The organism is Nonomuraea sp. H19, from assembly GCF_052068215.1.
GTDB lineage: Bacteria > Actinomycetota > Actinomycetes > Streptosporangiales > Streptosporangiaceae > Nonomuraea.
Genome location: NZ_JBQHCV010000043.1, coordinates 1 through 26,147 on the forward strand (window position 1 = coordinate 1; position 26,147 = coordinate 26,147).

At 67.1% G+C, this 26,147-nt stretch carries 22 protein-coding genes, 1 tRNA gene and 3 pseudogenes; 8 read left to right on the forward strand and 18 right to left on the reverse strand.

Translation table 11 applies throughout. The annotated features are described in order from the left end of the window. From ACTMTI_RS51445 to ACTMTI_RS51460, 4 genes and pseudogenes are all read right to left on the reverse strand, one after another. Positions 1-63 (reverse strand): annotated as a pseudogene (locus ACTMTI_RS51445) (IS200/IS605 family transposase); the annotation flags it as partial. Positions 64-194: 131 nt separating this feature from the next. Beyond that, positions 195-521 carry a DUF1048 domain-containing protein gene (locus ACTMTI_RS51450; protein WP_441128228.1) on the reverse strand — a complete coding sequence of 109 codons (327 nt, stop codon included), beginning with the start codon at positions 519-521 and terminating at the stop codon, positions 195-197. Between the two features lies 1 nt (position 522). Beyond that, complete coding sequence (locus ACTMTI_RS51455; protein ID WP_441128229.1) at positions 523-879, reverse strand: DUF1048 domain-containing protein; 357 nt, start codon at positions 877-879, stop codon at positions 523-525. Further along, positions 876-1,202 carry a PadR family transcriptional regulator gene (locus tag ACTMTI_RS51460; RefSeq protein ID WP_441128230.1) on the reverse strand — a complete coding sequence of 109 codons (327 nt, stop codon included), beginning with the start codon at positions 1,200-1,202 and terminating at the stop codon, positions 876-878. Before ACTMTI_RS51460 ends, ACTMTI_RS51455 begins: the two co-directional genes overlap by 4 nt. A gap of 438 nt (positions 1,203-1,640) precedes the next feature. Here ACTMTI_RS51460 and ACTMTI_RS51465 point away from each other — a divergent pair, with 438 nt between their 5' ends. Next, positions 1,641-1,901 carry a hypothetical protein gene (locus ACTMTI_RS51465; protein WP_441128231.1) on the forward strand — a complete coding sequence of 87 codons (261 nt, stop codon included), beginning with the start codon at positions 1,641-1,643 and terminating at the stop codon, positions 1,899-1,901. 49 nt (positions 1,902-1,950) lie between these two features. Here the strand turns inward: ACTMTI_RS51465 and ACTMTI_RS51470 are convergent, their stop codons facing one another. The 6 genes from ACTMTI_RS51470 to ACTMTI_RS51495 form a co-directional block, all read right to left on the reverse strand. Then, complete coding sequence (locus ACTMTI_RS51470; RefSeq protein WP_441128232.1) at positions 1,951-2,607, reverse strand: TetR/AcrR family transcriptional regulator; 657 nt, start codon at positions 2,605-2,607, stop codon at positions 1,951-1,953. Next, on the reverse strand, positions 2,604-4,133 hold the full coding sequence (locus ACTMTI_RS51475; protein WP_441128233.1) for an N-acyl homoserine lactonase family protein: 1,530 nt from the start codon (positions 4,131-4,133) through the stop codon (positions 2,604-2,606). The genes ACTMTI_RS51470 and ACTMTI_RS51475 overlap by 4 nt, the downstream gene beginning before the upstream one ends. Before the next feature lie 537 nt (positions 4,134-4,670). Then, complete coding sequence (locus ACTMTI_RS51480) at positions 4,671-5,135, reverse strand: hypothetical protein (RefSeq protein WP_441128234.1); 465 nt, start codon at positions 5,133-5,135, stop codon at positions 4,671-4,673. Between the two features lie 216 nt (positions 5,136-5,351). Further along, positions 5,352-5,549: a Tn3 family transposase gene (locus ACTMTI_RS51485; protein WP_441128275.1), complete on the reverse strand. Its 198-nt coding sequence runs from the start codon at positions 5,547-5,549 to the stop codon at positions 5,352-5,354. A gap of 316 nt (positions 5,550-5,865) precedes the next feature. Further along, a complete protein-coding gene (locus ACTMTI_RS51490) occupies positions 5,866-6,186 on the reverse strand; it encodes a hypothetical protein (protein WP_441128276.1) in 321 nt (106 codons plus the stop codon). Then, positions 6,129-6,332, reverse strand: coding sequence for a hypothetical protein (locus tag ACTMTI_RS51495; RefSeq protein ID WP_441128235.1), 204 nt, complete (start codon positions 6,330-6,332; stop codon positions 6,129-6,131). Before ACTMTI_RS51495 ends, ACTMTI_RS51490 begins: the two co-directional genes overlap by 58 nt. Positions 6,333-6,604: 272 nt before the next feature. Between ACTMTI_RS51495 and ACTMTI_RS51500 the strand changes: the two genes are divergently transcribed. Next, positions 6,605-7,879, forward strand: a complete 1,275-nt coding sequence (locus ACTMTI_RS51500) for a hypothetical protein (RefSeq protein WP_441128236.1) — start codon at positions 6,605-6,607, stop codon at positions 7,877-7,879. Between the two features lie 85 nt (positions 7,880-7,964). On the opposite strand, the gene ACTMTI_RS51505 is transcribed toward ACTMTI_RS51500, so the two are convergent. From ACTMTI_RS51505 to ACTMTI_RS51520, 4 genes are all read right to left on the reverse strand, one after another. Beyond that, a complete protein-coding gene (locus ACTMTI_RS51505; protein ID WP_441128237.1) occupies positions 7,965-8,228 on the reverse strand; it encodes a transposase family protein in 264 nt (87 codons plus the stop codon). Next, on the reverse strand, positions 8,225-8,575 hold the full coding sequence (locus ACTMTI_RS51510) for a DUF4158 domain-containing protein (protein ID WP_441128238.1): 351 nt from the start codon (positions 8,573-8,575) through the stop codon (positions 8,225-8,227). Before ACTMTI_RS51510 ends, ACTMTI_RS51505 begins: the two co-directional genes overlap by 4 nt. A 100-nt stretch (positions 8,576-8,675) precedes the next feature. Beyond that, on the reverse strand, positions 8,676-9,515 hold the full coding sequence (locus ACTMTI_RS51515) for an MBL fold metallo-hydrolase (RefSeq protein ID WP_441128239.1): 840 nt from the start codon (positions 9,513-9,515) through the stop codon (positions 8,676-8,678). Further along, the gene (locus ACTMTI_RS51520) at positions 9,509-9,826 is read right to left on the reverse strand and encodes a hypothetical protein (RefSeq protein WP_441128240.1); all 318 of its coding nucleotides are present in this window, start codon (positions 9,824-9,826) and stop codon (positions 9,509-9,511) included. Before ACTMTI_RS51520 ends, ACTMTI_RS51515 begins: the two co-directional genes overlap by 7 nt. A 180-nt stretch (positions 9,827-10,006) precedes the next feature. Here ACTMTI_RS51520 and pdxR point away from each other — a divergent pair, with 180 nt between their 5' ends. Further along, entirely contained in the window at positions 10,007-11,443 is a 1,437-nt protein-coding gene (gene pdxR / locus ACTMTI_RS51525; protein WP_441128241.1) for a MocR-like pyridoxine biosynthesis transcription factor PdxR, read from the forward strand. 9 nt (positions 11,444-11,452) lie between these two features. On the opposite strand, the gene ACTMTI_RS51530 is transcribed toward pdxR, so the two are convergent. Further along, positions 11,453-12,541, reverse strand: a complete 1,089-nt coding sequence (locus tag ACTMTI_RS51530) for an FAD-binding oxidoreductase (RefSeq protein WP_441128242.1) — start codon at positions 12,539-12,541, stop codon at positions 11,453-11,455. Positions 12,542-12,554: 13 nt separating this feature from the next. Then, a pseudogene (locus ACTMTI_RS51535) lies at positions 12,555-13,439 on the reverse strand (FAD-binding protein); the annotation flags it as partial. Here ACTMTI_RS51535 and ACTMTI_RS51540 point away from each other — a divergent pair. From ACTMTI_RS51540 to ACTMTI_RS51550, 3 genes and pseudogenes are all read left to right on the forward strand, one after another. Further along, positions 13,369-13,726, forward strand: a pseudogene (locus tag ACTMTI_RS51540) (phosphotransferase); the annotation flags it as partial. The pseudogenes ACTMTI_RS51535 and ACTMTI_RS51540 sit on opposite strands and share 71 nt — an antisense overlap. A 209-nt stretch (positions 13,727-13,935) precedes the next feature. Then, positions 13,936-15,138, forward strand: a complete 1,203-nt coding sequence (locus tag ACTMTI_RS51545; RefSeq protein WP_441128243.1) for an ISAs1 family transposase — start codon at positions 13,936-13,938, stop codon at positions 15,136-15,138. A 197-nt stretch (positions 15,139-15,335) separates the two neighbouring features. After that, positions 15,336-22,115: a DNRLRE domain-containing protein gene (locus ACTMTI_RS51550; protein WP_441128244.1), complete on the forward strand. Its 6,780-nt coding sequence runs from the start codon at positions 15,336-15,338 to the stop codon at positions 22,113-22,115. Between the two features lie 58 nt (positions 22,116-22,173). On the opposite strand, the gene ACTMTI_RS51555 is transcribed toward ACTMTI_RS51550, so the two are convergent. Beyond that, positions 22,174-22,728, reverse strand: a complete 555-nt coding sequence (locus ACTMTI_RS51555) for a hypothetical protein (protein ID WP_441128245.1) — start codon at positions 22,726-22,728, stop codon at positions 22,174-22,176. 359 nt (positions 22,729-23,087) lie between these two features. Between ACTMTI_RS51555 and ACTMTI_RS51560 the strand changes: the two genes are divergently transcribed. Next, on the forward strand, positions 23,088-24,287 hold the full coding sequence (locus ACTMTI_RS51560; protein ID WP_441128246.1) for an ISAs1 family transposase: 1,200 nt from the start codon (positions 23,088-23,090) through the stop codon (positions 24,285-24,287). Between the two features lie 238 nt (positions 24,288-24,525). On the opposite strand, the gene ACTMTI_RS51565 is transcribed toward ACTMTI_RS51560, so the two are convergent. Continuing rightward, a tRNA-Val gene (locus tag ACTMTI_RS51565) sits at positions 24,526-24,600 on the reverse strand. Positions 24,601-25,446: 846 nt separating this feature from the next. Here ACTMTI_RS51565 and ACTMTI_RS51570 point away from each other — a divergent pair. After that, the gene (locus ACTMTI_RS51570; protein ID WP_441128247.1) at positions 25,447-25,866 is read left to right on the forward strand and encodes a MerR family transcriptional regulator; all 420 of its coding nucleotides are present in this window, start codon (positions 25,447-25,449) and stop codon (positions 25,864-25,866) included. Positions 25,867-26,147: the final 281 nt, after the last annotated feature.

A 26,147-nucleotide genomic window follows, 5' to 3' on the forward strand; every position in this document is an offset into this window, starting at 1 on the left:
ATACTTGGGGCACCACACCACGTGGTAGCCCAAGTCGTAGGCCGCACCGGGGGAAGTACGCACCTGACGAGACACACGATCAGTATAACCATCGTGTTCTTATAACATCAGTGTTCGCCGGTACCCGCACGGTCCTGCGGCTCACAGCACGCTCAGGCACTGGAGCGCCTTCCCTGCCCGGCATTCCCCGCTCCCTAAAGGGAGCGGTCCCCTGCCTTCGACCTGATGGACTCCTGATAGATGTCCGCATAGGTGCGCGAGTCCTTGACCAGGTCGTCGCAGAAGGCAGCGACGTCGTTGCCGAGGAGTTCCAGGACTCCCTTGCCGGCCGCAACGCCCTCCTCGAAGAAATCGACGATCCCCGAGAGCAGGGACCCATCAGTCAGTCCGACCGGCCCGACCTTGAAGAAGTACCTCTGAATCTCCTTGTAGACGATCTGATAGTCCGGCGGGAGCGCCTTGACCCGCGCCATGTGCGCCCGCCACTGCTTCTTGCCCTCGATGATGTCTTGGATGCCCACGTCAGCCTCCTAGCCGGCCCAATTTCCTTGCGACGTTCCTGTTCAACTGCTCGCGCCACCGGTCGCGATGGCTCCGAGCCCCTTCTCCGCCGGCCAGCGCCGCGCAGAAGCCCCCGATGTCGTCACCCAGCACCTCGTGAATGCTCTGCCCGTCGGACGCTGTCTCTTCGAGCAGCCCCAGAGCACCGTCGAGAATCGGCATCAGGTTTCGACCTGTGAAGTCCCCGTAGGGAAAAAGATGACCTATGATCTCTCTCCACGCCGCCCGGTAGTCGGCCGGCAATGCCTCGGCCCGAGCTTCTAACGCCTTCCATTCCCTGGTGAGATCGCTGCCTGTGATGGTCTCCCAGAAGTTCATCTCCCGCCCTCCTTGAGCTTGTCGATCCGTGATGTGATGTACTCCCATTTCGCCCAGAACGTCGCGAGTTTTTCGCGCCCCGCGTCGTTGAGCGCATAGAACTTGCGCGGCGGGCCCAGCCCGGACGGTCGCTTCGTCACCTGGACGAGCCCGTTCTTCTCCAGCCGCAGCAGGATGGTGTAAACCGTCCCCTCGACGACGTCGGCGAAGCCGAGTTCGTTCAGCCGACGCGTGATGGCGTACCCGTAGGTCTCCTCGCTGCCGATGATTTCCAGCACGCAGCCCTCAAGCGTGCCCTTCAACATCTCCGTCAGGTCGTCCATCGTGGGTCCTCTTCCGTCACTGCCGGTACTCCGTGCTACCGAGTACTGCTACACGGTAGCACATAGTAGTGGACCCATGCCCAGCAAACGGCGAGCACAGACCACGGAAGCGATTCGAATCATCGGCGTCGTGCTCGGTGCGCGGCAAGTGAGGGGGACTGGAGGTTGCTTGCCGGCGGGGGCGTTGTCGTGCAGGCCGAACGCGATCCATGATCCCTGTTCGGACATGACGACCAAGCGAGCTCGTCTGTGCAAGTGTTGGCGTGGTCCCTGACGGAGGGCTCGCGGCTCGCTACGACAAGCACGCGACCACCTACCGCGCCGCGGTCGTCCTTAACGCCGACATCGCCTGGACCCGACAATTGTCAGACACGCACTCTAGTGCTGTGGCCTCTGCGTCCACGGCTGGAGCTTGTCGGGGTTGCGTACTGCCCAGATGTGCTTGATCCGGTCGCCTGCGACCTCGAGTGCCGCCACCTGGTCGCCGCGATCTTGGTGTGGCGGCCAGGCGGCGGCTCGCTCAGGCCCATCCTGTACGCGGTCGTGTTCTTCGGGCTCACGCTAGCGCAGATAGCACTGGGCATAGCCCACGTGAAGACCCCGCACGTCCCCTTGGGCGTCCTGATGTTCGGCATGAGCGTCCTTCGGCTCGGCGGGGTCTGGGCCAGCCGCCGCACTCACGTGGCCGCCGCGACATGATGGACCCGGCCGGCAGGGATCATGTGCTGCTGGACGTCGATGTGTCCGGTCATGCGGGTTCTTGTCCTTCTTCCTGTTGATGGGGCACGTCAGGGAGCCGCAGCAGCCGGTTGGCCTGGCGGAGGACGGCCTCCAGGTACTGGCGTGTGGCGGCGGGGTCGGCTGGTTCGTCCGGGTCGATGAGCATGCGGTACATCGCTGCGCCCACGACCATGTCGATCACGGTGTCGAGGTCGGCGTCGGCGGCCAGCTGGCCGTCGCGGCGGGCGCGTTCCAGCGCGGCGTGGATCAGCCGGCGGCGGGGCTGGATGTACTGCTCGCGGTAGGTGGCCAGCAGCGACGGCTGGGTGACGCTGGAGCCGATGAGCTGGGCGAGGATCGCCCGGAAGCGGGCGTCGCCGAGGGTGTGCACCCAGGAGTCCATGAGCCGCTCGTCGACCGGCTGCGCCGTGGCGTCGGTGGTGGCCCAGATGTCGTTCTCGGGGGCGAGGGTGCGGGCCTGCTCGATCGCCTGGGTGAGGAGTTCCTCCTTCGACGACCAGCGCCGGTAGACGGTCACCTTGGCCACGCCCGCGCGCTTGGCGATCTGCTCGAAGTTCGCGCCCTCCAGGCCGCGTTCCACGAACAGCTCCAGCGCCGCCTTCATGATCGCCTCGTCGGCCTCGGGGTCGCGGGGTCTGCCCCGGGTGCGCCGCGTAGAGGTCATCGGAACTCCACCCGCCCCGATCCCGTGCCGGACGCCGGCGGAACGAAGCGGGGAGTGTGCCCGGGCCGCAGCCGCCAGTCGGGGGTGTGGACGGCCTCCATGTGCCGGCGCAAGTCCCGCAGCCCCTCCTTGCCGGGCGTCCCGTGGGCGAACGCGGAGGCGACCCGGTCGGATTGGTAGTGGGTGTTGTCGTGGGCGAACAGCGGCACGGTGGCGGGGTCGGAGGCCAGCAGGTGCTGGATGCGCCGGGCCGCCTCGATCTGGTGGATCGCGTCGGCGCCGCCGAGGGTCATCTGGCGGACCTGGCCTGTGGCCAGGTGGGGCAGCGTGTAAAGGGTGTCGCCCATGAACAGCACGCTGCCGGCGTCCATGCGCAGCAGCACGCACATGTGGCCGGGGGAGTGGCCGGGGGTGGGCAGCAGGATGAGGCTGCCGTCGCCGAAGTGGTCCTGGCTGTCGGGGAAGGCACCGAAGGCGCCGGAGTCGAAGGCTGGGAAGGAGAGGTTGTCCTTGACCAGGTCGAAGGAGTACGGGTAGAGCACGCCATGGTCCCAGTCGCGGCGGTCCACCACCACCGTCGCCTGGGGCAGGTAGCGCAGCCCTCCCGCGTGGTCGTCGTGGACGTGGGTGAGGAACACGGTGGTGATCTCCTTGGCGTCGTAGCCTAGCCGGGCCAGGCGGACCCGCAGGTCCTGCTCGGGGGTCATCTGATACTCGTCGCGCTGGGTCAGCAGGCGCGAGACCATGCGGTTGTGGTCGTAGTATCCGTCGTGATCGTGGGCCTGTTCCCAGTTGACGCCGGTGTCGACCAACAGGAGTCCGTGCCGGGGGTGGTCGATGAGATACGCGTAGACGGGCACCGCGATCTGCGTCTTGTCGACGAGGGTGCGCACGTAGCCGTTCAGCCCTTCCCAGCCGTCCGGACCGCCGTAGAACTGGCCGTAGGTGACGATGGTGTCGCCGGTGTGGATCGGGAACACCCGCACGGTATCGTCGGCGATCCGCCGCCGCCCGCCCGGAGCGCGTACGGCCGCTTGCCGCTCCTGCTCGCCCCGCGCCAGCACCTCGCGGCGCTGCCGTTCCACCCGGCTGACCGACAGCCCGCTCAGCACGCCCAGCACCAGCCCGCCACCGCCCAGCAGGAAGGCGCGCCTGGTATGCCGGGCGCCCCGGCCGCCCGCCGCCCGGCGTCCGCGCAGGAGGGCGGCCGCCGCCCATGCCAGGCATCCCACAGCGGCCAGGACGAGCAGCACCGGCAGGTCCGTGACGTAGTAGACGACCGCGAGGTAGAGCCCCAGCGTGCCCAGGCCGACCGGAACCCCGAGGAACGCCAGCACCCGGCGCCGCGTGGACAGTCGGCCGAGCACACCAGGCCACAGCAGCCCGACCAGCAATCCCACCAGCAGCAGCCCATAGGCCACCAGCAGCGGCACCGGCACGTCCTTCAACCGCAGGACAAGCACCCAGGCAGCGCCCACCGCGAGGGCGGGAACGAGTAATCCGATCTTGCTCAGGGTCTTCAGCATCCGGCCACCTCATTTCGTAAACGCATACGGATGCGTTTGCATAATAGGCCAGCCGCCGCATTCACGTGGCCGCCGCGACATGACGGACCCGGCCGGCCGGTGCTCAGCTCAGGCGGGCTCGCGGAAGGCAGAATTCGTTGCCTTCGGGGTCGGCCACTACCCGGCATCAACCGCAGGCCGCCAATCCTTGAACGCCCAGGTCCATCACGTAGTGGGCACTCGGGAGCGGCGGGCAGGCCCGGTGCGCGCCCGGGCTGCCTTGCCGCCCGGGACCTTGATCAGTTGGCCCTGGGCGCGAACAGGACGCGGGGTTTCAGATCAAGTCGGGTGGTGGGGGCTTGGTCGGGGATGAGGTTGAGCGTCCAGTTGCCGAAGCGGGGGAGCTGATCAACCAGTGCGCAGGAGGAAACCGACCCTGAGCGGCAGCTGACAGCCTGGGAGACGCCCGAAATCTGAATCTCCTGGCCTGAGGGCACCCGGCTCAAAGCATCCACGAAGAAGATCGACGGCTAGTTCAGAGAATTCGCCGGGGCGCAGTCAGGTGGCATCACCCAACTGTTCGGCCATCCGCTCCAGGCCACCCTTGATGAGCTGCCCATACTCGTCGTCGCCAAGTGCGCCGATCCCGGCCCGCGCCTGCTGGAGGTGCTCGCGGGCGCGGCCGAGATCGCCCAGCTTGCGATAGCACTCACTCAAGTTGAGGTGCAACGACGGATACAAGCCGGCCACCGAAAGCGGCACCCCAGCCTGCGCCACCCGCTCGTCCGTGATCAGGCCGACGGCGGTAAGCGCTCGCAGATCCCACATCAGCTCCTGCTGCACGTCGTCCTGCACATCGGCCATCGAGTGGGCAAGGACGCAAACATGCAGCGGGTCGCCTTGCTCACCGCCGATGTCGTCCCAGATCTGCGCGAACAAGTCGCGCGCGGCTTCGCGCTGACCTTGGTGGTGATGCAACTCCACCCCCTGGCCGATCCGGGTCATCGTTGGGTCGGTGGTCATTAGGGGCTCCTTCACCGTCGCGGACGATCAAGGTCAGCTTACTTGCCTGACATGCCTTCACACCTTCAAGCGGTTGACCAGCTAGTTCGCTTGACTCCCCAGATAACGGCCTGCCAGTAGGAGTGGAACGGAGAACCGGGTCTAGTGTCACATCCGTTGAGACTGCAGGTCTGACCAGGGCACTCTTGCCCGGTGGCGGATTCTGAGGGTGTGGCGTTACTGCGTGCCGATGTTGATCGTTTTTGCCGGGAGATCGTCGATCTCGCGCCCGCGCTGCGGCTGCGGCGGCTGTCGGACCAGCATGTTGAAATGCTCAAAGCCCAGGGGTAAGAGTCGGGCGATGTCGGCGGCGGAGATCTTCTTACCCTCGGCCCGCATTTCTTCCAGGGCGCGAGCCGTATAGACCGTATTTATTCAGGCCAGGCGCATTCTGCTGTGATGTGATGGCGGTGGGTGATGGTCGTTGGGCGTGAGTCGTCACGGAATGTGGCCATGGGTGGGTCAGACCGCAGCCGGGTCGGGCGGCATCCCACGGGCCTGCCGAGCAGGGCGTCGCGGATCGCGGCGATGACGTCGGCACCATTTTTGCGGCGGTGGACAGGTAGCTGCGGATGGCGTACCGGTTGGTGGTGGCGGTCTCCGAACGGAGCCGGCCCGCGATCTTCTGCTGGGTTTTCGCCGGACGAACATCGCGTTCGGCTTGATTGTTCGTCGGGGGAATCCTGGATAGTCAGGTTGTTGGTCGCGCGGGGTAGCCGCGGCCGGCGGTGTGGATCAGCGCGGCCGCGTCCTCGGTGAACAGCGGGTCGGGGCGGCCGACCGAGGCGAGGTGGTGACGGAGGCAGTCGACGGTCTCCTGGCTGGTCATGCCGTTCATGTGGTAGCGGACGGCGATGCGCTGATCGAGCGCGGCCAGCTTGATCTTGCGGCGCAGGGTCGGCTGGCCGATGAGCAGGCAGGCGAACGGGCTGGAGGAGTTCATCTCGTGGTTGGTCAGTATGCGGACCGACTCCAGCTCGTCGTGGCCCAGCAGGTGCGCTTCGTCCAGGATGAGTACTGGCGAGCGGCCGCGTTCGCACTCTGTTCTTCCAGTTCCGCGACCCGCGACACCTGCTCGGCCAGCCGAGCGATCTGCCCCTGCTGAGCGCGCGCAAGCACGATCAGGTCATCGCGGGACATCTCCTCCAGGGCGGACACCTGATGATCTCACCAGATCCACCCGCACTGATCAACTTTACAGACCGTCACATCAAATGAGACGGGAGACCGCCTTCATCACAGTATGAGCCTTTCCGCGCAAGGGGTTAATGACTGATGGTAGTCAGGTTATGCAGCCGCGGTCGGTGTACGAGGACAAGGACGGCGATGGCGACCTAACTGTCGATCCAGCCGCTCCAACCGTGCAACGCAGGTGGCTCTGCCCGAGGCTCATCCCCGGGCCGGTGCCTGGATCGGGATGGAGTGCCAGTATGTCCACCGTGTCGTGTTCGCTCGCCGAGATGGAGGCATGTCTGATCATGATCCAGAGTATCGAGGAGATCGTCTTCGATGAGGAGTTGTCGGTCGCGGCGAAGGGCGAGCGCGTCACGGCATTGCTTGCCCTGGCCGGCACCGAGGGGATTGCCGCAGCGATCACCTGTCTTATGGAGACATCGGACAGTCGGGTCGCCGAGCATGTGGCGGCCTACCTCGAGATGATCCCGGGTGCGCAGGCGGAGAAGACCAGGGCAGCGGAACGGCTGCGTCGTACGGTTCCGCTCGCCCGATCAGCGGCCCGGCTCGTCCCGTGGCTGCCGGCCGCCACCCTGGACGCGTTCATCCAGGATTATTTGGCCGTCCCGTACCCAGATTCGCCATATTCCGCCGTCCTTTTCAATATTGGGATCTACTTCCCGGAACGCCTACGCCACTGCGCCGACCGGATCGACAGCCCGTCCATCAAGCAGAGCTTGCTGTCCGGTGCCGCGGACGACCTGGCCGACGCCCTGTTGGCCGAGTGGAAGAACGACGGCGACCTGGACCACCTGTGGGCACTGGCCCTCATCCGCACCGAACACGCCGCGGAACTCATCGCCTCCGTACGCGACGAGGTGCCGAACCCGGAGGACTGGGAATGGCTGATGCCGCTCGCGGGCCGACTACCCGACACCGGGAAAGCGGCCGGCTTCCACCCCGCGTTCATGGGGTTCGTCGCGGACAAAGGTGCGAGCAATCACATCATGGGCGGCACGTACTCGCACCAGGTTCCCCTCTGCGCAGAGTGCGGGGCGCCGGCCGAACGCGTGCTCACTCTGTCGGCCGGCGACTTACCGCACAACCTGAGCCACGATCCATCGTTCTTCTGGTTCTCGTGCGACTGCGACGAAGTTGACGTAATCACCGTGCGGTTCACCGGACAGGGCACGAAGGTCTACTTCAACCCTCAAGGCCCCGCGAGCCGCGAGCCACGACTGATACCTGGCGAACGGTCCATGGTCCTCGAGCCCCACCCCAACCAGACGGGTGTCAGCAAGACTGCCATCCCCGGAAGCGTCACCAGAAACTCCCACCACCAGGTAGGCGGCCTACCGCGCTGGCCAACGCCCGAGACGCATCCGATCTGCCCTGAGTGCGGGAACTTCATGCCCTTCCTTGCCGCTGTCGACAGCGGCCCCACGCCCTTCGGTCCGGTGCAGTTTCCCTGGCTGCTCTTCGGTTTCTGGTGCGATGGCTGCGCCGTCTCCACCACCCGGACCCAGACATGATCGCAACAGCACATTGAGCCGTCCCGCGCAAAACTGGCTGACTACTGAACGCTGTCGTGGGACTGTACGGCTTCGGCTCTGTCTCTCACTGGACAGACCCCTGTCGTGTGGTGCCGGTGTGGTCGACATGGAGGATGACGAGCGCCGCGGCGACGATCTTCCCGATCCGCCATGGGTCCAGGCTGACGTTGCGTAGTGCCTTGAACGTCATCTTCAGCAGTGAGTTGCCACGCTCGCCGATCGCCCGGACGCCGTTGTGGGCCTTGTTCAGCTGCTGCCGCACGAGCGTGAGGCGGGCCGCCCTTGGGCTTCGTGAACGCCACGGTGATGGTGTCGGACTCGCCTTCATAGCCAGCAGGCCAGCGCGAACCACTGCTCGCCTTCAAAGGCGGTGTAGCCGTAGCCGGTGCGGATCTGCTCCTGATGATCCCAGCGCGCCTCCTTCTCGCCGTACCCCTTCAGATCGGCTGCCTGCAGGCCGAGCTGCTCGGCAACGTAGTCGACCACCGCGGCGGGAACGTCCTCGGGATCGTCCTTAAGAACGGTCTGGACGCCGCCCGCGCACGCGGCCGGGGCGGCGGCCGCCGCCCCGTTGTCGACGACGACGAACGCGCCGCGATCCTCGGCCGCCGCAAGCGCGGCGAATCCATCCGCACCATTGCCGCCGGAGTGAAGGTCTCCGTCGGCGTCGTCCACAAGCCCCTCACAGACGCCGAGCTCGCCGCCGCAGAGGGCAACCCCCGCTGACCAGCCCGACTGGCGACCCGCGCGTACTGGCTGTGTCGCACACCGATCGCTAGCGGGGCGTCCCGTCGCGCTCGCTTCTTTGGGCGAGGCTCTGGAGTTGCCCTGTGTGCACGTCGCTCACCCATTCCCAGCCGGGCTTGGCCGATGGGCCGATCCGCGGGTCGCTGGGATCCCGGCCGTCACGCAAGGCGTGCACGTACGCCCGATCTTGATTGATCCGTGCGCGTACCTGCTCAGCTCCGCCGACGGACCCGTGGCCAGGGACGACGACATCGACATCGTCCGCCACCTCCTCGAACAGCCCCAGCGCTGCGAGGTAGTCCTCGATCGGGTCATTGGTGCTGTTCAAGTCGTCGAGCATCGGAATCAGGACGTCAGAGAGCATGTCGCCGGCGACGAGAACCCCGCGTTCTTCGATCAACAGCGCCGCGTGGCCCGGGGCATGCGCTTGATGCTCGATGATCCGGACTTGAGGGCCATCCCAAGGAATCTGCGCCGTCTCGGCAGGCAGGCCGGTGATGAGGCCGAGCAGGTCCAGCGGTACCTGCCCCGCGATTTCCGTCTCGAGCAGGTGGTCGGCGATGCGGGCCTTCGCACCTGCGTCCGACAGCAGATCTCGCATATAAGCCGCGCAGCGCGCCGTGCCGTAACGGGGCACCTCGCCGAGCCGGGCGTGCCAGAGCACGTGATCCCAATCCGGATGCGTAGAAAACCCTGCCACAACGGGCTGACCCAACTCGCGAAGGTCGTTCGCGAGGCAGTCGATCTCGGAGCCGGTCACCCCGGGGTCGATGAGCAACACACCGGCCCGGCCCTGCACCACAACGGCGTTGCTCTGCACGAACTCGCTCTCGTGGACCAGCACACCCTCCGCGACTTGCCTCAGCACGGGCACGCCTCGCAGTTCAGGAACGTGACGTCGGCGGCGGGCGTGGCATCCTCGGGGTGGTGGGTGAGTAAGAAGATTGGTCCTTTCCAGTCGCCGCCGTACGGTCGGGCGTCATTGTCGATGCCCCAGCCGTCTCGACCCCCCAGCACGGCGCCGGTGGTCTCGATGTATGCGTCGATCAGGCCCGGACGAGATGACATCCCGGTCATCCAGTCCGTGGTGTGGTTCGGCACTGCCACGAAGCCGTCCAGGGACATCGTGAAGTGCCAGAGCACCTTCCCGCCTGAGGTCTGCGGCTCAATGTCGTTCATTCGTCGCCTCCTGCGATCTGCTCGCGGTTTGTGACTTGTCGAAGAGAGATGAGAGATGGCCCCAGTCCCCGTGCCCCCGGCCAGGAGCTCATCTGGATGGTTCGCCACCGAGGAACCCGGCAGGTCACTCAGCATGGCAGGAATTGGTACACGCCGGTAAGGTCCGATCCTGTGGGGCGATTGACGACCAATTCCGGGCCGGCCGAGGACTTGCTCATCGAGCTGGACCGCGACGCCGGGGTGCCGCTGCACCGGCAGATCGAGGCGTCCATCCGCGCAGACATCCGGGCCGGCCTGCTGCGAGCGGGCGCGTCGCTGCCACCCACCCGCACCCTCGCGGCCGGGCTCGGGGTTTCCCGCGGGGTGGTCGTGGAGGCCTATCAGCAGCTCGTGGCCGAGGGCTACCTTGCCAGCCGATCGGGCGGTTACACGCAGGTCGCCGCGTCGATGCCGCCGGCCGCCGCGGGCTCCGCGGCTTCGACGGCGGCTTCGACGGCACAGCCGGCCGCGCGCAGCGTCGGCTTCAAAGTCGACTTCGGGTACGGGCGCACCGACGTGTCGCAGTTCCCGCGGGCTGCCTGGCTGCGCTCGGTCCGTACCGTGCTCACCACCACGCCCAACGACCGGTTCGCCTACCTCGACGGGCGTGGCGTGCCGGAACTGCACGAGGCCCTGTGCGACTACCTCAACCGGGTGCGCGGCACGCTGGCCGTCCCCGGCAACGTGGTGATCTGCAACGGCTACGGGCAGGGCATCTCGCTGCTGATCCAGGTGCTCGCGCGGCGCGGCGCCAGGCGGATCGCCCTGGAAGACCCGTCGTCCGACGACGACGCCCGGGTGCTGGCCGGGGCCGCGGGACTGGACGTGGTCGGCATCCCGGTGGGTCCGGACGGCGTCCAGGTCGACGTGCTCCATCGGGCCGACGCCGACGCGGTCGTGCTCACGCCGTCGCACCAGTGGCCAACCGGCGGGGTGCTGTCGGCGGCGGCCAGGGCCGAGGTGATCCGCTGGGCGAAACGCCGCGGTGCGATCGTGATCGAGGACGACTACGACGCGGAATACCGCTACGACCGCTCGCCGGTGGGCGCCATGCAGGGCCTCGCGCCCGATCACGTCGTCTACTGCGGTACGGCCAGCAAGACGCTCGCGCCGGGGTTGCGGCTCGGCTGGATGGTGCCGCCTGCCCACCTGGTGACCGACGTCTCCACGGCCAAGCTGCTCGCCGACCGCGGTTCGTCGGTCATCGACCAGCTGACGTTCGCCGACTTCCTCGCACGTGGCGAGTTCGACCGTCACCTGCGCCGGATGCGTCCGGTGTACCGGCGCCGCCGCGACGCGCTGCTGGACGCCCTGCGCACCCATCTGCCCGATCTGGAACCGGCCGGAATCGCCGCCGGGCAGCATGTGGTCGCCTGGCTCCCGCCCGACCTCGACGAGGCGGCGGTGGTGGCGGCAGCCGTCCGGCACGGGCTCGGCATCCAGGGCGTCGGGCCGTTCCGGATCGCCGGCGCCGGGCCGGGTGGCCTGATCTTCGGCTACGCCATCCTCAGGGAGAGCGCCATCGCCGAGGGGGTTGCGCTGCTGGCGACGGTCATCCGGGAGGTACGGGGATCCTGACACGGCCCGTCACAGTGCCGGACGGATGTTCTGGTTCAGGTGGAACACGTTGGCCGGGTCGTACGCGGTCTTCACCTCGGTCAGCCGGGCCAGCTTCGCGGCCGAATACGCCCGCCGTACGCCGCGCTGCCCAACGGCCAGCTCGTCGGCCGTCAACGAGTTGACATACACCCCACTCGCGTACGGCTCGAGCGACGCACCGGCGGCGCGGGCGGCACCCATCCTGGCGTCGTCCTCGGCCGGGTCGCTCCAGCGAGAGCCGGCACCGAACTCGAACATCGTGCCGCGGTGACTGAACGCCGCGTCTGCCTCCGGGACATCGGCGATGGCGCCGCCGTGCGCCTGCAGGCCGACGCCCGGCAGGTCCAGGCTCGCGCTCAGGTCGGCGCCGCCGCGCAGCAGGAACGCCTCGATCGCCGCGGTGGGAAAGCTCCGCAGGTAGTGCCCCTTGGAATAGCGGCGGTAGGCGTGACCGCCGGTGGAGTCGTCACGCTGCTGAAGTTCGAGGTAGGAGGGTGTGGTGACGCGGGAGGCGACGGGACGCCCGAGCGCCCGCATCGCGGGCAGCAGCCGGCGGCCCTCGTCCGGGTCGCCGACCCACACGAACCCCAGCGTGGCGATCGGGCCGGCGGGACCGCTGCCGACACTGGCGGTGAACGTCGCCTGCCGGGGCACGACGGCGTTCAGGTCGCGCCAGCCCTCGATGACCGGGACGGCGTCCTCGGCGCGGAAGTCGAACTCGGCGACCAGCGTCCGCGTGCCGATGCGATGCAACTGGAACTCGAACTCGGTGACGATGCCGAAGTTGCCACCACCGCCGCGCAGGCCCCAGAACAGGTCGGGGTTCTCGATGCGGCTCGCGGTCACCACGTCCCCCTCGGCGGTGACCATCGTGTAGGAGACGACGTTGTCGCAGGCCAGACCGTACTGGCGGGCCAGCCAGCCCATGCCGCCGCCGAGCGTGAGCCCGCCGACGCCGGTGTGCGAGACGTTGCCCGCGGTGGTCGCCAGGCCGTACGCCTGGGACGCCCGGTCCAGCGCGCCGAGTAGCGCGCCGCCCTGCACCCGAGCCCGGCGACGGGCCGGGTCGATCCGCACGCCCCCCCATGAGCGTCAGGTCGATCATGAGACCACCGTCAGGCACGGCGAAGCCGGCGACGTTGTGGCCGCCGCAGCGTACGCCGATCTCCAGGTCCAGTTCCCGGGCCATCCGCACGGCGGCGACCACGTCGGCGACGCCTGCCGCGCGGACGATCATGCGTGGATGCCGGTCGACCATGGCATTCCAGACGGTACGGGCGGTGTCGTAGCCGGCGTCGCCAGGCGTGAGGAGCCGGCCGTCGAAGCGGGTCGCTGTCGTTGTCATGCCACTCAGCCTGGCAGGAATCGGTACACTCGATAAGGTCCGATCCTGTAGGCCAATTGAGGACCAATTCAAGGGGCCGGTCGAGGACCTGCTCATCGATTTCGCACCCGGTATCTGCCGGGTCTCCGTGCCCAGCGCGCTGGTCGCGGTGGGGACCGCGGCCGCGCGAACTCCAGGCCCTGGTCCAGGCCCGCCGCGGCCAGGGCAGTATCCATGCTTGCCACGAAATGCCCAGTCTGATGCCCAGAAAAGACCAGGCTTGATTCTCAGAAACCCTCGATTGCCAGAGAAGATCAGGAGAGCCTCGCCGGGGAAGGCGTCGAGGACATCCGCCAGGACCTGATCATCCCGACCGGAAAACGCAAGGGCGAGAACCCGTCCCTGGCCAGGATCTACCGGGCCCTCGCCGAGCATGGGAAGACACAGGCCTACCCCGAAGCCCTCGAGGCCGCCCACGCCGACTTCGCCGTCCTGCAAGGCGAAGACCTCCCCCGACCCCGCCTGGCCCGCATCCGACACCCGGGCCAGGCGCCGACGGCGCAGGAGGCCGAACTTCGGCTGGGCAGGCCCGGCGCTATGGCTCCACGGCGACCTGCATCCGGCCAACGTCCTCACCACGGACGGCACCATCTGCGGCGTGATCGACTTCGTCGACCTCTTCGCGGGCGATCCGGCCGGCGACCTCGCCGCCGCCTGGACTCTGCTGCCGAACGGCGCCGCCGACCGCTTCCATGGCGCCTACCAGCCGGCCCCGGACGCCGCGACCCTGCGCCGCGCGCGGATGGGCGATGCTACGCGCGCTCAGCGGCATCCTCATCGGAGAAGCCGGCGTCCGCGGCCGCCCAGGCGGCAAGGCCACGTGGGGCCCACCTGCCCACGCCGCACTGCGACGCCTCATCGCAACGACCCAGCACTGATCAATCGCTTTCCCACGCGCTCGAAGACCGTCGCGCCGGTCCCAGCCATTGGAAGGCTTCCAGGGCTGAAGCGTTCTCAGCTGGTGGACACATGCGGTGCATGACGCGACTGGGCGGTGAGGGGCACCCCGGGGCGCGAATGACAAACGCGACCCCTGATGATCGTTGGTTGTCTACGCCAGTCGATCAAGAACAGGGGCCGCGTTCGCGTGCCATCATCCCCGATCGACGTGCTCGCCCGCCACCTGGAGCACGTCACCGTCGCCGACCCGTCGACCGACTTGCTCGATCTGCCGACCCTGGCCGAGGTCTTGGACACGGTGCCCGATCCGCGCAGCCGCCAGGGCCGCCGCTACCGGCTCGGCCCGCTGCTGGCGTTATCCCTGCTCGCCGTACTCGGCGGAGCCACCTCCCTGGTGAAGATCACCCGGTTCATCGCCGGATACGACCCTGACCTGCGCGCCCGAGCCGGCTTACCCGGCACGGTACGGCTGGCCGCCAGCACACTGGGACGGTTGCTCGCTCGCCTGGATGGTGACGCCTTCGACACCGCCACCTGCGGCTATCTGGCCTTGCTCGCCGCCTGCGCCCCGCCCGCCACCACAGACAGCCGGCCCTCAGGCCGAACCGAGCTCGTCGGCCTGGCCGTGGATGGCAAGACCCTGCGCGGCAGCCGCACCAGCGAAGGCGTGATTCACCTGCTGGCCGCCACCCGCCACGACACCCAGACCGTCCTCGCTCAACGGCAGGTCGAGGCCAAGAGCAACGAGATCCCCGCGTTCACGCCCCTGCTGTCCGAACTGGACCTCACCCACACAGTGGTCACCGCCGATGCCCTGCACACCCAGCACTCCCACGCCCGGCAGATCGTCGAGGCGGGCGGTCACTACCTGTTCATCGTCAAGGGCAATCAGCCCACGCTGCTGCGTCGGCTCAAGGCCCTGCCCTGGCGCGAGGCGATCCTTAACGACCGCACCGACGAGCAGGGACACGGCCGCCGCGAGATCCGCCGCATGAAGATCTGCACGGTCCGCCCGGGGCTGCCCTTCCCGCACGCCGCCCAGGCGATCCAGGTCAAACGCCGCCGCACCAACCACAAGACCGGCAAGACCACCATCGTCACGATCTACGCCGTCACCGGCCTCCCACCAGGACGGGTCACTCACACCCAGCTCGCCGCACTCATCCGCGGCCATTGGAGCGTGGAAGCCCTGCACCACATCCGCGACGTCACCTACCGCGAAGACGACTCCCGCGTCCGGACAGGCACCGCACCCCGGATCATGGCCGGCCTCCGCAACCTGGCCATCGGCCTGGCCCGCCTGATCGGCTGGACCAACATCGCCGCCGCCACCGACCACTACCGCAGCCACCCCGCGGACGGCCTTCAGCTACTCGGTTTCACTACATGAGAACGCTTCGACCCTGGGTCGGACCCGCTCCCGGAGGGACCTTTACAGGTGATCGCAACGCATGTGATGATCACTACGTTTTTGCTACTTCTGTTCGAAAGGGCTAAGTGAACAAGTTACGAACAACGTCCGGCTTATCGGCCCGGACGCGCCGCCGCGCGGCCCTGATCACGGCTCTGACGTTGCCGCTCTCGCTGATGAGCGGCCCCGCGATCGCCCAGAACTCCACGCCACCCCCCACCACTCCAACCCCCGCCCCGTCGACGCCGCCGAGCGCGCCCGCCACGCACACGACCAAGGCGCTGGCGCAGGCCAAGAAGGACAACCGGCGCATCGAAATCGAGCCGCTGCGCTCAGAGCGGACCACCTTCTACGCCAATCCGGACGGCAAGACAGTCCGGATGGAGCTCAACACCCGGCCGATCCGGATCAAGAACGCCGACGGCAAGGGCTTCACGCCGATCGACACCACCCTGGTCGAGTCGGACGGCGCGATCAGGCCCAAGGCCGTGCACGGTGATCTGGTCCTGTCCGACGGCAAGGACCGCACGCTGCTGCAGAGCAGGGTGGCCGATGCCACGGCGAAGATCAGCTCGCCATCGGCGCTGCCCGAGCCTCGGCTGAAGGGCAACACCGCCACCTATCCCGGTGTTTACGGCAAGGGTCGCGACCTGGTGGTGAGCGCGGACCCGAGCGGGTTCCGGCAGCAGGTCACCATCGCCGCCAGGCCTGGCGGCCCTGTCTCCTTCCAGGTCCCAGTGGACCTGCCCGCGGGCCTGTCGTTCAAGACCAACGCCACCGGCCAGCCCGCCATCGTCGACAAGGACGGCGCGACGCTGACCGAGGTGCGGCCGACCCTGCTGCGCGACGCCACGGCTGCCGACACGGGCGCCCCGCTGGACGCGGGCAAGATCGGCAGGGCCGCCGTCACACTCGCCGAGGACAACAAGACCCTGGTGTTCACGCCGGACGCCGCGTTCCTGGCCGACCCGGCGACGACATACCCGGTGACGCTGACCGCCGCGGCCTCCGACTGGTGGGAGGGCCATTCCGGCCAGTGGTGGCGGGACGGCGGCGCCATGGACACCTGGATCAACGACTACGACTATCAGGACAGCTGGGACACCTTCACCCAGACCCAGATCGTGGTCGGCAAGTCCTACGCCAGCAGCATCGCTAAGCGCTGGCGCGGCTACCTGAAGTTCCCGAACATTCCCGCCGAATTCGCGGGCAGCACGGTGGACAACGCCGACCTGCACCTGTGGAACTACGAGTCCAACGAGTGCGGCGTATCGGTTGGCACCGGCATCACGGCGCGGCAGATCACGTCCAGCTGGGACGAGACCACGCTGACCTGGAACAGTCAGCCGTCAGTCACCAGCACGGGCGCGGACACCGAGTACGGCGCCTACGGCGAGAACTGCACCGGTTCCATGGCCTACCCTTGGAACCTGACCCACACGCTCAACAGGATCGTCAAGGCGTGGATCGACGGCGCCCCCAACTACGGCATCCAGCTCACCGCTGGCAACGAATCCGAGCTGCGCAACTGGCGGCGTTACACCTCCGAGGACGCCGGCGGCTGCATGACTGAGCCGCTGGAGGACTGCAAGTTCGAGCAGCACCCGCCCATCCTCACCGTGGACTTCGAGCCCCCGGTCCCTCGCCGGCGCGAGACAGTCGTCATCGCGACCCCCGAACTCCTGGGCACGTTCCCCGAGTACGAGGAGGCGATCGAGCGGTCGACGTACACGCCGGACAGCTTCGACGAGGTCGCGTCGATAGGACTCAGCCCGGAGATCGCGGCCAAAGCCGAGACGCAGCGTGACGGGCAGCCATATTTCGTCGGAACGGACAAGCTGGACCTCCCGGAGCAACCCGTCGACCCGGACGAGCCCACAGACCCGGACGGAGAGGACACTCTCCAGCCCCGCGTGGTCGGTCATGACCCCGCGGCCGATGCCACAGCTGTGCCTCTCGACGCCAAGGCGCGGGTCACGTTCTCCGAACCGGTCGGCGGCGCGGTGGTATCCGTGAAAACGGCACAGGGCACGGCGATCACCGGCACGACAGCGTACGACGGTACCGAGAAAATCCTGACGTTCAGTCCGCAGGATCCGCTGAAGCCGGGCTCGACGTACACCGTTGAGGTCTCAGAGGCGATCGATTCGTCGGAGAATGCGATGGACCCCTACACTTGGTCCTTCACCACACTCCAGCACGCCGCGGGCCAATGGAAGTTCGACGAGGGAACGGGCGGCACGGCCGTGGACTCGTCGGGGAACGATCATGACGCGAACCTGACCGGGACGGCGGCGTGGATCGCCGGCAAAAGCGGGAACGCGGTCTCCAACGCGCCGGCGCAGGCGCGGATCGCGGCCTCCCGAACCGCTGCCCAGCAGGGCAAGGCCGTGGAAGTCACCGACGAGACGACCGCGACCAGCATCACCCACGCCCAACCGGACGGGAAGACGTTCAAGACCGAGATCACGGCCGGTCCGGTACGGAGCCGGCATGGCGGCGGCTGGACGCCTATCGACACCACCCTGGCCGAGCAGAGCGGCAGACTGCGGGCCAAGGCCCTTGCCGAGGGCGCGGTCGTGGAGATCTCCGCTGGTGGCACGGACCCGTTCGTGAAGATGTCCGCCGCCGGGAAGTCGTATGCACTGCGCTGGCCGACGCCGCTGCCCAAGCCGACGGTCACGGGCAGCGTGGCCACCTACGCCGATGCCGCCGGGGTCGGGGCCGACCTGGTGGTGACGGCGTTGCCGGACGGATTCCGGTATGAGGTGGTGCTGCGTCAGCGGCCGTCGAAGCCGCTGGAGCTGCGGATCGGCGTCGAGGACGAGGGCCTGACCTTGTCGGAGGGCAAGGACGGCCGGTTGCTGCTGAAGGGCGAGGACAAGAAGCTGGTGGCCGCGGCGGCGCCGGCGACCGTGTGGGACGGCGCCGAGGGCCGGCCGGCCCAGCGCGGCACGGCCGCCGGCGATCTGGTCACCAAGGACGGCCGCACGGAGTTGGTGGTCAAACCGGACCAGGCGTTCCTGACCGACCCCGCCACCACCTACCCAGTGAGCGTGGCCGCGGCGGTCACCCTGCCGACGCTGGCGGACGCGTGGATCTCCGACTACGGGGTCGTGGGATCGAGCACCTACCGCAACACCACGCTGTGGGTGGGCAGCTACGACGACGGCGATCCGGCGCCGCTGGTCGAGCGCGCCTACATGAAGTTCGACACCGCCACGCTGAGCGGCACGAACGTCTCGGCGGCGACGCTCGGCGTGCGCACGACCGAGGCCTACGGCTGCGGCGACGCCCAGTCCGGCCTCAAGGCCCAGCGGATCACCACCGCTTGGACCGACACCGCGCTGACCTGGGACAACAAGCCGGACACCACCACCGCCGGAGAAGCGTTGGCCACCGACCGCCCCACCTGCGCCGTGCCGGGCACGTTGAGCTGGAACCTCGCCGCGATGACCCAGGCGTGGGCGTCCGGCACCGCCAACCACGGCATCCTGCTGCGTGGCGTGGACGAGACCTTCGATGGCGGCCGACCGCCGTACAACCGGGCCTTCGAGTCGTTCAACGGCACCAACAAACCCACGTTGAACGTCACCTACACCCTCGGATCCACACCCACCGTCAGCGCTCTGCAGATCAGCCCGGCCACCAATACCGGCGGAACGGTGACCGCCACCTCACTTACCCCCCAACTGGCCGCCACCGTCGCCGACACCGCGGGCGGCAATCTGACCGGCCAGTTCGAGGTCGAGCACGACCCGGCCGCGACCGGGCAGGGCAGCGGCCAGATCTGGGCCGGCGTCTCGCCGGTGGTCACCGGCCGCGGCCAGGCCGCCGTCAGCGTCCCCGCCGGGAGGTTGGCCGACGGCTGGAAGATCCGCTGGCGCGCCCGCGCGGTCAACGCCTCCTCCACCTCGGCCTGGTCGGACTGGCAGACGGCCACCGTGGACGTCCCCAACCCCACGGTGAGCGCCTTCCAGGTCACCCCCTCCCAGGTGGTGAACGGCATCACCGTGGCCACCAGCCTCACCCCGGCCCTGCTCACCACCGTCACCGACCCGGCAGCCCAACCAGTGCGCGCCGAGTACGAACTCGAACACGACCCCGCCGCCACCGGGCAGGGCACCGGTCAAATCTGGACCGGTGCCGTCGACAACGTCGCCTCCGGCACCCAAGCGTCGGCCACCGTCCCCGGCGGGAGGCTGACCGACGGGTGGAAGGTGCGCTGGCGCGTCCGGGCCGCCAACACGGTCAGCTCACCGTGGTCGGACTGGCAGAACCTGACCATCGACGTGCCGGATGCGGTCTCCGAGCCGGCCGTCGGGGCGCTGCAGGTAAGCCCGTCCGAGCAGGTGGACGGCGTCACCGTCACCCCCACCCGCACCCCGGCGCTGCTGGCCCAAGTGAGCGACCCGGCCGGCAAACCGCTGAGCGCGGAGGCCGAGATCGAGCACGACCCGGCCGCGCCCAGCGGTCAGGGCAGCGGCCAGATCTGGACCGGCAACGCCGACAACGTCCCGGCCGGCACCCAGGCGAGCATCACCGTCCCGGCGGACACGCTGACCGACGGATGGAAGGTCCGCTGGCGGGCCCGCGCGGTCTCCGCCACCGCCGCCTCGGCTTGGTCGGACTGGCAGTCCTTCACCGTGAGCCTGCCCAAGCCCACCGCCACCGGCCTGGCCATCACCCCGTCCAAGGTGGTGGACGGCGTGACGGCGACGACCTCGCTCACCCCCACGCTGCAAGCCACCCTCGCCTATCTCCCCGGTCAGACGCTGCGGGCCGAAGCCGAAATCGAGCACGACCCGGCCGCTCCCTCCGGTCAGGGCAGCGGCCAGATCTGGGCCGGCGCCGTGGACAATGTCGCCTCCGGCACCCAAGCCTCGGTCACCGTCCCCGGCGGGAAGCTGACCGACGGGTGGAAGGTGCGCTGGCGGCTGCGCGCGGTCACCAGCGATGTCTCCTCCGCCTGGTCGGGCTGGCGACAGGTCACCGTGGACGTCCTTCAGCCGGGTGAGGAGCCGCTGGCGCAGACCGCCGGACCGGTGATCCGCACCGACCAGAGCTTCACCGTCGCCACCTGGCTGCGCTGGAGCGACAAGGACGGCGACTACAGCGTGGCCGAGCAACGAGGCACCCACCAGGCGCCCTTCAGGCTCGGAAACACCGCCGACCACGGCCTGGTGTTCACTCTCGCCAGCGCTGACGCTGCCGATGCGACGGCCGAGGGTGTTCTGTCCGACGTGGAACCGCCCGTCGACGAGTGGTTCCACCTGGCGGGCGTGTACGACGCCACGGCCAAGACCGCCTCGCTGTACCTCAATGGAACCCTCGTCAAGACCTCCCCCGTCGGCTTCACAACCTGGAACGCGGACACCGCCCTGACGCTCGGCAGCAGGATGCGGGGCGATCTCGACGAAGCCCAGGTCTATCAGCGGTCGTTCGACGCCGCCGAGATCGCCGCTCTGCTATCGGCTCCGGCCGCTCGGAAGGAGTCCTCGGCGGTACCCACGTCGGCGGCGGTGTTCAACTACAACTTCGATTACGAGCACATCAATGCGCAGAACTGCAAGGACACCGGAGGATTCGACTACAAATACTTCCAGGCGCGCATCCAGCAGAAGCCCTACGTCTCCTGCTGGTCTGCCTACCTCTATGTCCAGGACTTCGAAGAAGACCCGATCAGCAGAACGATGAAGAAGTCCGCGACGAAATCCAACATCTACTCGTACCTGACGAGGGAGTTCGGCAGCGCGATCTTCGAGGATGACGACCAGTTCAGGTTCCGGGCCACCTGGGTGATGCACAGCTATCTGGGCGACAAGACCGGCAATGCGATTCATCCGACGCCATCGGGTGACCTGAGGCCGCAGGACATCAAGGTCTTCACCCGTCTCGACGAGATCGCGGTGGAGGACTCCACGGGCCGGGTCAAATTGTCTTCGTCCCAGCTCAGAGGGCTGGACATGGGGATAGGCGTGGAGGTGGAGGCGGAGGAGCCGAACACGAGCTGCAGCGTGCGCAGCGGTACCGAACAGACTAAAGACGTATCCGCATGGCACACCGATCCTGACGACGAGTTCATCATCCGAGCAGCCGCCTCCAACGCTGACCTTACCCCGAACTGCATCATCAAGCCCATGGCGGCCATCTGGGATGACCCGATAGAGCCATCCTGGTTCTACCTGTGGAGCCAGTACGTCAAGGACGAGCAGGGCCTTGAGCGCGGTGTCCGGCGGAAGGGCGACACGAGCAACCAGGACGGAGAGGTCTACGCGCCGTACTTCAGATGCGACTTCAAAACGTTCAAATCGAAGGCGGGCTGGCGGACTGGAGCCTGCATCAACCCCACGGCGAGCCGTATCTTCGAGATGTCCCTGAGCAAGGACAAGGCGTTCATCGAGATTACCCAGCACATCCAGGACGCGCTGTATCCGGCGACGAACAAGTACTCGTTCCCGCCCATGCGAGAAGAGGGACATGACTGGGACGAGCCGTCCTATCCGCCCACCAAGATCGAGATAGGAACCCGGATAGCGAAGGACATTCCAGGAAACTGGGCGGTCGCAGGAAGCGACCCGCTGGTCCGAGGGGGCAAGGACATCGATGAAGTCAATCGGGGAGAGTGGTCCAACCGCGAGCTTTTCATGGACGTGGGCACGGATCGCTACAAGCACTGGATCAATACCAGAGGAACGAACTACTGTAAGTACTACTTCTCGGAGAGATATCCAGCGCAGGTCCATCCCGACTATCCAGCGCCAGCAATCTGGATGAACTGCGATGAGTACCCCTTGGCCACAACCAAGCAAGGAGCGGCCTCCGCGGAGGGCCACTACTCCCTGCGGGCGGTGAGCGCCACACAGAATCGCGCCCATGGGGATGCTCTGGGGGCCTTCTATTCGCATTACCGCGTGGGCTCTAACAACCCGTTCTGGGTGGCGGTCGTAGACTAGCCGCTTTTCACGGTGACCATGATGAAGGGAGGGCGCCCATGGCCCCTCCCTTCATCGCTCAGACAGTGCCCGAAGCGTGGGCGTCTGGGTCGAACCCATCTGGATGCAGAAGGTACTGGAAATTCCTGGTCGTGGCCTTGAGCACGGCGGGATCATGAAAGGGCTCAGGCCAGATCTGCAGGTGGTGAACCAGCGCTTCCGCGCGATCGTCCAGTCCTGTGACATGAAACCTGATGCGGTATGGTCCGGGACCGGCCGGTAGCGGGGCGAGGTCGTGGGTCCTGGGTTCATCCCAGTCCCACTCGAGCAGAACGATCCGGCCTGACAGGGACTCGAAACTGATCTCCACGGCGTCTTCATGGCTTTCGAGGTCGGCACCCGGATCCCGATCGGCCACGACCACCGTGATGGGAACTTCCCCCATGTCGATGCCCATATTCAGGGTGGCAAGGCCGGGAGTCACGCGAATGACGCCCACTGAGGAGGTGGGCGAGTCTTCGGAATCGCCTGAAACATCTCCGTCCAGCGATGCGTCCGCCAGGTAGACCTGCCCGTACCACACCTTGACCATTAATCGGCTGGCCTCGACGGCGATCGGCTCTTCTCTGCTCATGCGAGCGAGTATAGAGATCGACTTGATGGCGGGGCACCTGGTTCTCGTGATGATCGCAGCGGCTTACCTATGGGTTCTTGGCCTCGCCTGTCGGCACATCGAAGGCGTCCAGTGCGCCGAGCAGGATGAGTGAACCGCCCCAACTTTGATGGAGACCTTGGGGTGCCCCGTGTTTGATGGAGCCGCGTTTCTGGATTGTCATGCCACGGTGGACGCGTTCTCGAACTGTATCGGGGTGAGCATTGCTGCACCCCTGAGCCGGGTGGGCAAGTAGGGCGCCCCGGTGCGGAGATGACGAACGCGACCCCTCATGATCGTCGGTGTCTAGCCAGTCGATCAAGAACAGGGGCCGCGTCCGCGTGCCATCATCCACGATCGACGTGCTCTCTCGCCACCTGGAGCACGTCGCCCTCACCGACCCCGCCTCCGACCTGCCCACCCTGGCCGAGGTGCTGGATGCCGTACCCGACCCACGTCACCGCCGAGGACGTCGCTACCGACTCGGCCCGCTGCTCGCGTTATCCCTGCTCGCCGTCCTCAGCGGAGCGACATCCCTGACGAAGATCACCCGGTTCATCGCCGGATACGACCCGGACCTGCGCACCCAGCTCGGGCTCCCGGCCACCACCCGGCTGGCCGTCACCACCCTCGGGCGGCTGCTGGCCCGTCTGGACGGCGATGCCTTCGACGCCGCGACCTGCGCCTACCTCTCCGCGATCACCATCGGCCACCCGCCAGAAACGACCACCCAGACGATCACCGCCGCAAGAACATCCCTGCTCGGCCTTGCCGTGGACGGCAAGACCCTGCGCGGTAGCCGTACCGGCGACGGTGCCGTCCACCTACTGGCCGCCGTCCGGCACGACACCCAGACCGTCCTGGCCCAGCGGCAGGTCGAAGCCAAGAGCAACGAGATCCCCGCGTTCACACCTTTGCTGTCCGGCCTGGAGCTGTCCGCGATGGTCATCACCGCCGACGCCCTGCACACCCAAGCCGAGCACGCCCGGCAGCTCGTCGCCGCCGGCGGCCACTTCCTGTTCATCGTCGAGGCCAACCAGCCCACGCTCCACCGCAGGCTCAAGGCGCTGCCCTGGCGCCAAGCAGTCCTCAACGACCGCACCGATGAGCGCGGGCACGGCCGCCGCGAGATCCGCCGCATGAAGATCTGCACCACCCGACCCGGCCTGCCCTTTCCCCATGCCGCCCAGGCCATCCAGGTCAAACGCCGCCGCACCGACCTCAAGACCGGCAAGACCACCATCGTCACGATCTACGCCATCACCAGCCTGCCACCAGGCCGCGCTCACCCATGCCCAGCTCGCCGCGCTGATCCGCGGGCACTGGAGCGTCGAGACCCTGCACCACATCCGCGATGTCACCTATCGCGAAGACGCCTGCAAGGTCCGCACCGGCGCCGCACCCCGGATACTGGCCGGCCTGCGCAACCTGGCCATCGGCCTGACCCGCCTCATCGGCTGGACCAACATCACCGCCGCCACCGACCACTACCGCAGCCACCCTGGCGACCCTGCCTTCAGCTACTCGGTCTCACCACATGAGAACGCTTCGGCCCTGGGAAGGCTTCGACGAGAACGGAAGCCAGGAATAGCGACCCGATACCCAGACATCCCCAAACCGATCCGCTCCGGCATAGTCATAGTCAATCCCGACACCGGCACCCCCAACGCATCATCCTCCAGTTCAACGCGACACCGATGGTCACTCCTTCGAAGCTCCCTCCGCACCGGCAACCGCGCCACGTCCGCCCCGGCCCCCACAATGGCGAGGAGGATCAGGTCGGCCCGGCAGGAATCGAACCTGCGACGCCCGGTTTGTAAGACCGGCGCTCTGACCATTCTGAGCTACAGGCCGGATATAGGTTTATACGTCTAGAAGCGAGTCAAGACGTAATTGCACTTGCTGCGAAAGGATTCCTCCTCCGTTCCAGGTGCAAGGCCGAGAGCTCGCAGGCGGCCGGAACGTGGTAGCGCTGATTTCGGCGAGCGAGCCGGCGATCGCTCTGCGCAGGCCGTCAGCTTTGACGGGGGCCACATGGGGCGAGGTTATCCGTCGGCGCCGACAATGAGCCGACTTCCCAAGCTCATGTCAGGGCAGCCGTGCTGACCCCGCTCGCCGGCCCCGCCATCCTGGTCACCGCCCTCGCCGCGGACAGCCTGCGGCTGCGCCGTCTTGTCGACGCGGCATACCCCATCGCGTGAACGCGTCGCGGTATCGCCCCTGATCGGCTCTGGCGCCGGTAGGAGTAGGCAGGCGCAAACTTATGGGCAAGAACTACGAGAATCAATTCGAATATACTGAATGGGTCGTGGCCCAACCCCTGCCCAGCTATTCGGCGGAATGCAGGCATGGGCGGAAGAGCACGTACCGCTTCCGTCGCAATAGTGGAACCCGATAAATACGATGTCATGGTTTCGAGTATTGTAGGTGCTGAACCCACGCGCAGTGACCGACTGGGAGTCACTCGTCACGACTTGGTACTTCGCAACGATCCGCCCACGAAGATCTGGCTCACTGTAGATGCACGCGTACGGATAGGGACATCCGTGTGCGCTGTCAGCGTGAGCAGGCGGCGGCACCGGCCAGAATGCCGACAAGGCCAGCAACGAAGAAACGACCACTAGTCGTCTGATGGCGATCGTCATACAGCGAACGCTAAACCCTAGAGTGCACTCTAGGTCAACCCATATGCTGAGCCGCATGACCATACGTGCAAAGGGCCTGTCCATTGGAGAGGTCTCGAAAGCAACCGGGCTCGGTGTACACGCACTGCGGTTCTTCGAACGAGAGGAGCTGTTCCTCCGCCCCATTCCACGCTCCGCCGGTGGACAGCGGGTTTACGCATCTGCGGACGTGGAGTGGCTGCTGCTGTGCAACCGGCTTCGCGACTCGGGAATGCCCATCGCCGTGCTGAAGAGGTTCGCTCGGCTCGTCAGGTCCGGCCCAGGCAACGAACGTGAGCGACTCCTGCTTCTGGAGGAACACGAAAAAGTCATCCTCGACAAGATCGCTGACTTGAACGCCAGCCTGGAGATCATCCATAACAAGGTCGTCACCTACCGCAAGCATGTCGAAGACGGGACTGCGGCCCGTCTTTGGTCACCCACCTCGTCCCGATAACAAGCCGGCGAACGTGCGGATTCTCTGTGCCGCATGTGTTCGACGAGATTCAACGAAGGTGCCTTTCTGCGACGAGCGGGTCATCGGGAAATCCGTTCCGTTGTCGACCAGCTGGTCCCAGGCATTTCACGGCGGAGAGGAATCACCCGGAGCGATCTCCTCCATCAGCACCACGCAAACACCCTGCGACGTACCCGCCGCCACCGACTTGGCGATCCAGCAGAGTGACGGGTGAGGACCCGCCAGAGGAGGCCATCGCCGACAGCGGCCACGACGTGCCT